The organism is Stagnihabitans sp., from assembly GCF_964946895.1.
The window spans coordinates 155308-163830 of the sequence record NZ_CBBQHX010000002.1 but is presented as its reverse complement, the minus strand read 5'-3'; the positions used below and the strand labels follow the sequence as shown (position 1 = coordinate 163830).

The window sequence follows — 8523 nt, the reverse complement described above, 5'->3', positions numbered from 1 at the left end:
GCCAAAGCTACGGGGACCGAAAGGTGCCGACATTGTGTCCTCATCAAAACTAGATCAGTCGCCTTCGAGGGCGACTTTTTGTAACTTTCACATGATGATATTTAGCCGCCAATTGCAATGGTTCTGTCCTGAAATCAAATATTTCGACCTGCGGCATAATTTCTTTGATTAGCCAGATGTATATTACGATAAACTTTCAATTTCTGTATAAAATCTTAAGCTATACATAAATATCTTTAGGCATACCAATAATTTATCTTTCGATTGCCGCCACGTCAGAATCGCACGCGGAACGTCAAACATACGTACATCCCGTCACAAAACAGACCCAAACGCGGATAATGGCCTGTTACAAGCGTGATCTTCTGACTATCATCACCTCGCGTTCCCTGAGGAATGCACAGACGAGGGTGCAAGATGAGCCGACAACTTCTTATCTACGACCGTGTGACCGCGATCGGTTCGGTCAGCCATGGCGACGTCAGCGTGGACATCAGCGGATCCTACGCCTTCGCCGCCAAGGTCAACTCCGTGCCCCTGCTCAGCATCGAGTTCGAGGCCGCAGCGCTCAGCCATCCGATCGTCTTTGCACGCAACGGCAGCTCGCTCTTCCCGGCCGCCCTGCTTGGCCTGCGCCCCGATCACAACGAACACGTCGATTTCGACGGCAGCTGGACCGGCGGCTACCTGCCCGCCTTCCTGCGCCGCTACCCCTTCATCTTCTCCCGCCACGAAGGTCAGGACGAAAAGTCCTTCACCCTGTGCCTGGACGAGGCTTACAGGGGCGTGAACCGCGACGGGCGCGGCGAACGGTTGTTCGACGACGCCGGGGTTCAGACGCCGTTTCTGGACAAGAAGCTCAGCTTCACCGTCGAATATCAGACCCAGTTCCTGCACACGCAGGCCTTCTGCGCCCATCTGGACCGCCTTGGCCTTCTGGACGACGCGCAGGCCACCTATCGCAGCGCGGCGGGCGCTCCGGGCAGCATGGGCGGCTTCTCGGTCCTGAACCGGGCGCGCCTCAAACAGATCCCCGAGGCCGAGATGCGGGCGTTGTTTGCCAACGGTGGCCTGTCGATCTGCTACGCCCATCTGCATTCGCTCCAGAACATCCTGAAGCTGGGGGACGCGGCCCGCTACTCCGGCGGTCCGACGGCCACGATCCGCGCAGCCTGAGTGCGGACCTGCGGCATGCTTGCCAGCCTGATCAACCCGCCAGCATCGCTGACGACGATGATCGGCGCGCTCGGCCCTGTGTTGCGGCATGACCCGCTGGTCGCCCAATCGCGCAAGATTTCGGCGCAGGGCCTGTCCTGCAACCGCTTCCTGCTGACCTTTCCCCGCGCCGCGATGGTTCCGGGGGCGGGCCCGCAGGCCTTGGGCGATCTGATCGGGGCCGCGCTGCCAGACAGCCTGACCCGCCACTGGCAGCGCGCCGAGATCCTGCACCTCGGCTTGGACGAGGCGGATACAACCGGCGGCAGCGTGCGGAAACTTTACCTGGAGTTTTCGCCGGAAACCACGCCGGAACAGGGGCTTGCCTATCTGGCCCTTAAGGCCGGATCGCAGACCCGGCTGCACCGCTATGATCTGCTGGCGGACCCCGCGCCGGTCCTGACCGCCCTCGCCCTGCCACCGGACCTGCACGCGTTCATCCTAAGGCTGTCGGCCTCCTGCCCCATTCTGCGCGTGTCCGAAGCCGGCAGCGCACGCCTGTCGTTGGACATCGGGCTGATGGACGTTGCGCCCGATCCACACCTGCTTGACACCCTTGGCCGAATCGTGGCGGCGTTGAACCCCGCCGCCACGGCCCCCACCATCTGGCCCTCCCACGTGGCCATCGGACGCGACCGGGCCGGCGCCGCTTTCGTCACCCTCTACGGCTGGCCAGAGGCGGCGCTGCCATGACCCTGACCCGCAGCCTGCGCCAGCCCGATGACCCGTTCCGCGACTTTTGCGAATGGGACTATGACCCCGTCACTGCCCCCAACGCCCAAACCCTGCGCCAATCGGCGCTGCTTGTGCACGCGCTGGACCAGACCCCCGGCGGTGACCGTCTCGCCGCCGTCTTCCGCCGCATTCAGGACCGCTGGGGCACCTTCAACACCGTCTGGGGCGTCAAATCCACCGCCGGCGTGCTGTCGTGGGAGCTGTATTTTTACGACTATGACCGGGCCGACCGCCGGCTTGGCATCGCCGACCTGCAAGATTGTCTGCCCGAACTTGTGGCCCCGGGCCTTGCGGCGGCCGATCCATGGCCGTGGTTCATGTTCTCCGTAGAATTTGACGCAAGCACCGTGGACACCGGGATCACCTCGGTCGATCTTTATTTCGAGCATGACGGCGGCACGATCAGCGCCGGCCTGTCCGAGGTCTGGGACGGCCGGGTGCGCCGCCCGAAGAACGACTACCGTTTCTACCGCAGCGCCCCCGACCGCGCCGCGATCATGCACGACCTGTCCGGCCTGCCGCCGCTGCCCGACCCCCTCCAGCCCGGACGCTACGACGAAGAGGTCTTCGTGATCTCGCGCAAGTCGCATTCCAGCGCGGTCTACTTCTCACGCGTGCCGGTCCGGCAAACCCTGCAGTTCGCGCAAGAGACCGGCTTCAGCCCGCCCCTGACCGCCGCCCTCGCCGCCGATGCCGCAGCCCTTGCCCCTTACCGCTTTGACCTTGGCATCGACTATTGGGTTCAGCCTGGCGGCAGCGTCATTCGCCGGTCTGCCATTTACGGAATATTCTGACACACGCGGCAAGGAATTCCGGCAGCCGAACCTTGATATTCCGATCGACGCCCGCGTTTCGAAACGACATATAACCCGAACGTCCGCGCAGACCCGGCTCAGGCTCACCCCACCCAGCGCCCGGGACCACCGCCCGATGCCGGATCCCGGCCGCAATACCACGGCGCAACACGGCGCAGCGACCGCGAACCTGCGGCTTTTATCGAAAGCGATGGCCTTAATATCGAAAGAGCACTTTATTGAATCCAAAGATTGCCCAGTTGACTTTTATCAATTCGGCCTAGAATAAAGCCCAGTTGCCACAGCGGCAATTCCACATCTGACCTCTGGCAGGAACAAGGCGCAGACATGAGAAGACTTGCCTTGGTGTGCTCGTCCCCCCCGTTCGACGGCAGCGAAATGCCCCTGCCGATGCCGTCTTACGGCATCCACCGCGTCCATGCGGCGGCGCGCGGGGCAAGCTATCCGCATGATGTCGACGTCCGCTTCTTCGATCTGGGCGAGTTGGGTCACGCCGCCGGACTGCAGGCGATCCTTGACTTCGCACCCGACCTTGTCGGCTTCTCGGTCTACGTCTGGTCGATGTCGATCCTGCTGGACTTCGCCCGCGACATCCGCGCTGCCAAACCCGATGCGCTGTTCCTGTTTGGCGGCCCCTCGGCCCGCCGCGATGCCTTTGACCATTTCCATTTCCGCCAGTCGGCGCGGGTCGTCGATGCCGTCTGCGAAGGCGATGGCGAGGCGATCATTGTCCACCTGATGGCCGCGCCAGTCCTGAACCACACCACGCTGGCCACGACACCGGGCCTGTGGACCCGCAAGGACGGCGACGGCGTCTGGTCGGCCTCGGGCGAACTCCTGACCATGAGCCTGTCCGCCACGCCCTCGCCCTATCAGCAGGGCCTGATGCCCGCCGGTGCGGTGGCCTATCTGGAAACCTATCGTGGCTGTCCCCTGTCGTGCAACTTCTGCGCCTGGGGCGTCTCGCGCCCCGCGCGCGAGGTCTTCCCGACCGATTACATCGAGGCCGAACTGACCGCCTTCCGCGCCCTGCGCGCCCCGGCGGTTTTCCTGCTGGATGCCGGGCTGAACCTGAACGCCAAGGCCTTCCGCAACCTGTCCGAGGCACACGCGCGCAACGGCTTCCTCTCGGAAGCCCTGTTCTGGGCCGAGATCTATCCCACCCTCGCCAAGCCCGAACATATCGAATTTCTGGCGTCCGTCGGCACCGCCTATCTGGGTGTCGGCCTGCAAAGCACCGACGAACGCGTGCTCAAGGCCCACAACCGCCCCTTCGACATGCGTCGCCTTGCGCCTGCCGTCGAAGAACTGTCGCGCGTGGCAGGGCTAGAGATGCAGATCATCATGGGCCTGCCCGAAGATACGCCGGAAGGCTTCCGCAGGACGCTGGACTACGCCCTCAGCCTGCCGGTCTATTCGGTGCGGGTCTATCACTGCCTTGTGCTGCCCGATGCCCTGCTCAGCCGGTCCTTGCCGCATTGGGACATCACCTTCGATCCGCGCAACATGGCGATGCTGTCCAACCATTCCTGGTCGGCGCATGACCTGATCGCCATGCGCGAGGAGTTGAACAACCGCGTGGCCAAGCACGGCGGGGAAGCCGGCGAATACTGGTGGTCGTTCCGCAAATGAAACGCCGGGGCCGGCGGGTCGCCTTGCTGGCGTGGTATCCGGCCGAAAACCCCGCCATGCCGCCCTTCATCCCGAACATGGGGATGTACATGATCGCCGCAGCCCTGGGCGCGGCCGGCCTTGACGGGCTTGAGGTGCGGATCTGGGACGAACGCACCCGCTCCGCAGCCGAGGTCGCGGCTGAGATTGCCGCCTTCGACCCCGACATCCTCGGCGGATCGGCCTTCTTGTGGTCACTGCCCGCGCTGGCCGAAACCGCGCAGCTGCTGTCTGAGGATGACCCGACCCGCCTCATCGTTCTGGGTGGCCCCTCTGCCCGGCCCAACATGCTGGCGCTGGCCCCGTTTCGCGCCGCCGCCGAACGGATCGACGTTCTGGTCGAGGGCGAGGGCGAGGCGATCTTCACCGCCTTGGTTCAGGCTTCAGACCGCAGCCCCGCAATCCTGTCGCAGATTCCCGGCGTCACCCTGCGCCAGAACGGCGCGTGGACGCGCAGTCCCCCTGCCCCGCGCGCCGTGCTGGACCTGCTTGCCTCGCCCTATCGGCAAAGCCTGATCCCGGCGGGCGGCATCGGCCTGATGGAAACCTATCGCGGCTGCCCCTTCACCTGCTCCTTCTGCGAATGGGGCGTGATGGAAGCACCCAAGAACGTCCTGTCCACCGCCCGCATCGCCGGGGAATTCGCCGCGATGGACGCGCTTGGCCTGAACGCGCTTCTTCTGGCCGATGCCGGGTTGAACCTGAACGGTCAGGCCTTCACAGCGCTCCGCCGTGCCGCCGAGGACACCGGCTTTCTGAAACACCGCGCCCTGATCGCCGAAGTCTATCCCAAATCCCTGACCGAGGATCACATCCGCTTTCTGGAACAGGTCGGCGCGCCGCATATCGGTGTCGGCCTGCAATCCTTCGACGATGCCACCCTGCGCCATGTCGAGCGCAAGTTTGACCCCTCCCGTCTGGGCGGTCTGCTGGGCATCCTGCGCTCGGTCGCTTCGGTCACGACCGAGATCATCATGGGCCTGCCGGGCGATGCGCCCGAACGCTTCCTGTCCAGCTTCGCCCGCGCCCGCGCCTTGGGCACCGGGCTGCGGGTCTATCACTGCGCCGTGCTGCCCTCGGCCCTGATGGCCCGCGCCCCGGCCGAGGATGTGATGGACTATGACCCGGTCACGCTGAAGATGCGCAGCTGCCGGGGTTGGCCTGCGGGCAGCATCGACCAGATGGTTCAGCGCCTGTCAGACGAGGCCAGCGCCGCCGGCGGGGCCAGTGGCGATTACTTCTGGGTCTTCCCGCCCGCCTGATCCTGCGGCTCAAGCACCAGCAGCGGATAAGACGCCACCCCCGCCTCGAACAGCCTCCGCAGTTCGATCACGGGGTTGTCGGTCACATGGGCCGGACATGGTCCACACATCCAGTCAAAGCCCGCCCGGCACCGCGGCGCCAGATCCTCGACCTGCACCACCGCCAGCCCCGCGCCTTGCGCCAAACCACACACTTCGGTCAGGCGCAGATCCGGACGCGGCCACGGCGCAAAGCCCGCGCTGACCACGGCAACCGAGGCTGCGTCGCCCCCTTCACCAAACAGGATCGTGCTGGCCACCATCCGCCCCCCCGGCCGCAACGCCCGTGCCGAGGCGGCAAAGAATCCCGCCAGATCGGGGAAATGGAACATCGCCTCCAGCGACAGGATGCGGTCGGCCCAAGCCGTGCGGCCCGGCGAAAACGCCGCCGCATCGCACAGCAGCCACGCCGCCGGGCTACGCCAGATGCCGCCGCGCGCCATCTCGATCTGGCGCGGGTCCACATTGACGCCGGTCAGCCGCAGCCCCTCCACCTGCCCGTCCAGCAGGCGCAAACTGCCACCAAAGCCGCAGCCGACATCCACCACCGCATCGCCGGCGCGCACCTGCAGATGGCGCAGATGATGCAGGCTCATCGCCTCTTGTGCCAGCTCCAGCGTCTGTCCGGGCACCGCATCCCACAGCCCCAGATGCACATGCTCTGACACCAGCCCGCGCTGCCGCGCCGCCAGCAGGCCGTCGAAATAGGACAGGTTCATCCCCAGCAATAGGTGCCGCCCCCCACCCGGGCCGAGGCCATGAAGCTGCACATCGTCCAGCGCGTCCGGCTGCCCTCGACCGGCGCCACCCTGTGCAGCCGCCGACCCGAGCGGACAACCACCATCGACCCCGCCGGCACCGGCACCAATTGCGAGCGCAGCTTGCTCAGATCGGGCTTCTGCGCCAACTGATCGTCGTTGCGATGGCCGGTCTCGGGGTCATGCGACAGCACATCGTACAGCTCCAGCATGCCGCCCGCCTCTGCCTCGGCCAAGGTCACGACGAAGGACAGGATATCGCCCTCCGTCGCCTCGGCAATGTGGCGATAGCTGGGGCGGAACCCCTGTTCATTGTCGAAATGCGCCGGAATATAGCCGCCCGGCCGATGGCCGCGAAAGGTCGTCGCGAAATGCCGACTGGCCCCCGGGCCGGGCGCCGCCGCAAAGGGTCGCCCGCCATCCAGCGCGGACAGCACCGCCATCAACCGCCCGGCAAGATCGACGCCAAGGCTATCACCGAACCGCCGCAGATCCGCTTCGAACCGGGCCGCCGCCGCGAAATAGCCGCCCAGATCCGGCTCGTTCAGGTTCAGATTGCGACCGTAGAAGAACGAGCGGAACGGGCCGGGAAACTCCGTCACCTCAAATCCCGGCGCGTTGGTCTCAAGGTCCGCCACCATCGCCGCACACAGGTCCGGCGCGAACACCCCGTTGACCACAATCACATCCACCGAGCCGTCGCGCAGGCCGTCCAGCCCGCCCTCGGGCGCGGGCATCCCCGGATCATGCCGCAGGATCTTCAGGAAATTCGCCGCTTCGTTCATGGTCCGCCCTGCCCCGTTTCGGCGCCAATCTGTGCACTTAGACAGCGGCGAATGCAACGGCGGGGCGGCGACTAGCCCGGCAAGCGGGCCATCCAGACCCGGTATCTGCCCTGACCCGAGATTTCGCGGATCACCTGCCGCGTCACCAGCAGGTCCAGATTGCGCTGCACGGCGGCGCGGCTGGCCCCCGTCTGCGCCTCGGCCATCGGCGCGGTCACCATGGGCCAGGCTGCCAGCAGGTCCAGCAGCAGGCCGGGGGTGCGGCCGCTCAGGTCTTGCAGACGCTCGGCCGTGGCGGCCCGCCAGCGCGCCACCCGCTCCAACTGGCCCAAGGCCACCCGGGTGGCCTGTTCGGCCCCGGTCAGCCAAGCTGCCAGCCGCGCCTCGGCCGTGCCGGTCGCGCGCAGCGCCAGCGCCCCGGCCCCGGTCAGCGGCAGGAACCCGGCGTGGCCCTGCCCCATCGTGGCGCCATGACAGGCCGCCATCGCCGCCGCTTCCATCCCGCGGGCCGGCCCCTGCCCCAGGATGCGCCAGACCTGAAACAACAGCGCCGCCTGCACGACCGGATGCAACGCCGCCGCCGGCTCCATCACCTCCGCCAGATCGTCTGCATCGGCCAAGGCCGCCCGGCCCAGAAACCCGGCAATCCCGCTGGTCCAGCCGCCCTTGGCCGGCCCCTGCCCCGCCATCAGCCGGCGCAGCACCCAACCGGCCTCTGCCAGTGCGGGACCATCCTCGCCAGCGCCGCCCAGCCTTGCGCCCAGCCACAGGCCCAAACGCTCGCCCCCGATCCGCCCGCCAGACCACCACGACAGTTCCGCCACCTCGCGCAGCGCCAGCCGCTGCCGTGCCCCCTCGCCCGCGTCGCGCAGCCGTTCGTCCAGTGCGCCGAACCGGCAGGCAAGATCGGCCAGTTCGCCGCTCAAGCCCGCCTGTGCGCGCCGCCACTCGGCCACGTCAAACAGCTTGCGCCGATCCGCCCGGGGCAAAGGCGGCAACGCGGTGTCGACCGGCTCGCGCTCCGGCAGAAACCAAAGATCCGCCTCTTCCGACACCCGGTCAAAGGGCGAGGCAGAGCTGAAGTCGTCCTCGTCCAGACTGTTCGGGTTTGTGGAGGGGCGGCTGATCATGCTGATCATAATACACGTCTTTTGCGCAGCACCAAGTCATCTTCGGTGTGCCGGCATTACACATGATAAGTTCGCCTTATCGTGCCTCTTGCCTTTTGCCCCGCCGCAGCCTC

8 protein-coding genes are annotated in these 8523 nt (G+C 66.1%); 5 read left to right on the top strand and 3 right to left on the bottom strand.

Annotation, left to right across the window (positions count from 1 at the left end; all coding sequences use genetic code 11):
• Positions 1-417: 417 nt before the first annotated feature.
• From AC1Y2B_RS02255 to AC1Y2B_RS02235, 5 genes are all read left to right on the top strand, one after another.
• The gene (locus AC1Y2B_RS02255) at positions 418-1176 is read left to right on the top strand and encodes a SapC family protein (RefSeq protein ID WP_482251426.1); all 759 of its coding nucleotides are present in this window, start codon (positions 418-420) and stop codon (positions 1174-1176) included.
• 15 nt (positions 1177-1191) lie between these two features.
• Positions 1192-1908, top strand: coding sequence for a hypothetical protein (locus AC1Y2B_RS02250; protein WP_482251425.1), 717 nt, complete (start codon positions 1192-1194; stop codon positions 1906-1908).
• Entirely contained in the window at positions 1905-2744 is an 840-nt protein-coding gene (locus AC1Y2B_RS02245) for a hypothetical protein (RefSeq protein WP_482251424.1), read from the top strand. Before AC1Y2B_RS02250 ends, AC1Y2B_RS02245 begins: the two co-directional genes overlap by 4 nt.
• 348 nt (positions 2745-3092) lie before the next feature.
• A complete protein-coding gene (locus AC1Y2B_RS02240) occupies positions 3093-4397 on the top strand; it encodes a B12-binding domain-containing radical SAM protein (protein ID WP_482251423.1) in 1305 nt (434 codons plus the stop codon).
• Entirely contained in the window at positions 4394-5698 is a 1305-nt protein-coding gene (locus AC1Y2B_RS02235; protein ID WP_482251422.1) for a B12-binding domain-containing radical SAM protein, read from the top strand. Before AC1Y2B_RS02240 ends, AC1Y2B_RS02235 begins: the two co-directional genes overlap by 4 nt.
• Here the strand turns inward: AC1Y2B_RS02235 and AC1Y2B_RS02230 are convergent.
• From AC1Y2B_RS02230 to AC1Y2B_RS02220, 3 genes are all read right to left on the bottom strand, one after another.
• Positions 5671-6456, bottom strand: a complete 786-nt coding sequence (locus AC1Y2B_RS02230; protein WP_482251421.1) for an SAM-dependent methyltransferase — start codon at positions 6454-6456, stop codon at positions 5671-5673. The genes AC1Y2B_RS02235 and AC1Y2B_RS02230 overlap by 28 nt on opposite strands.
• The gene (locus tag AC1Y2B_RS02225) at positions 6453-7280 is read right to left on the bottom strand and encodes a 2OG-Fe(II)-dependent halogenase WelO5 family protein (protein ID WP_482251420.1); all 828 of its coding nucleotides are present in this window, start codon (positions 7278-7280) and stop codon (positions 6453-6455) included. Before AC1Y2B_RS02225 ends, AC1Y2B_RS02230 begins: the two co-directional genes overlap by 4 nt.
• A gap of 71 nt (positions 7281-7351) precedes the next feature.
• Positions 7352-8419: a helix-turn-helix domain-containing protein gene (locus AC1Y2B_RS02220; RefSeq protein WP_482251419.1), complete on the bottom strand. Its 1068-nt coding sequence runs from the start codon at positions 8417-8419 to the stop codon at positions 7352-7354.
• Between the last annotated feature and the right edge of the window lie 104 nt (positions 8420-8523).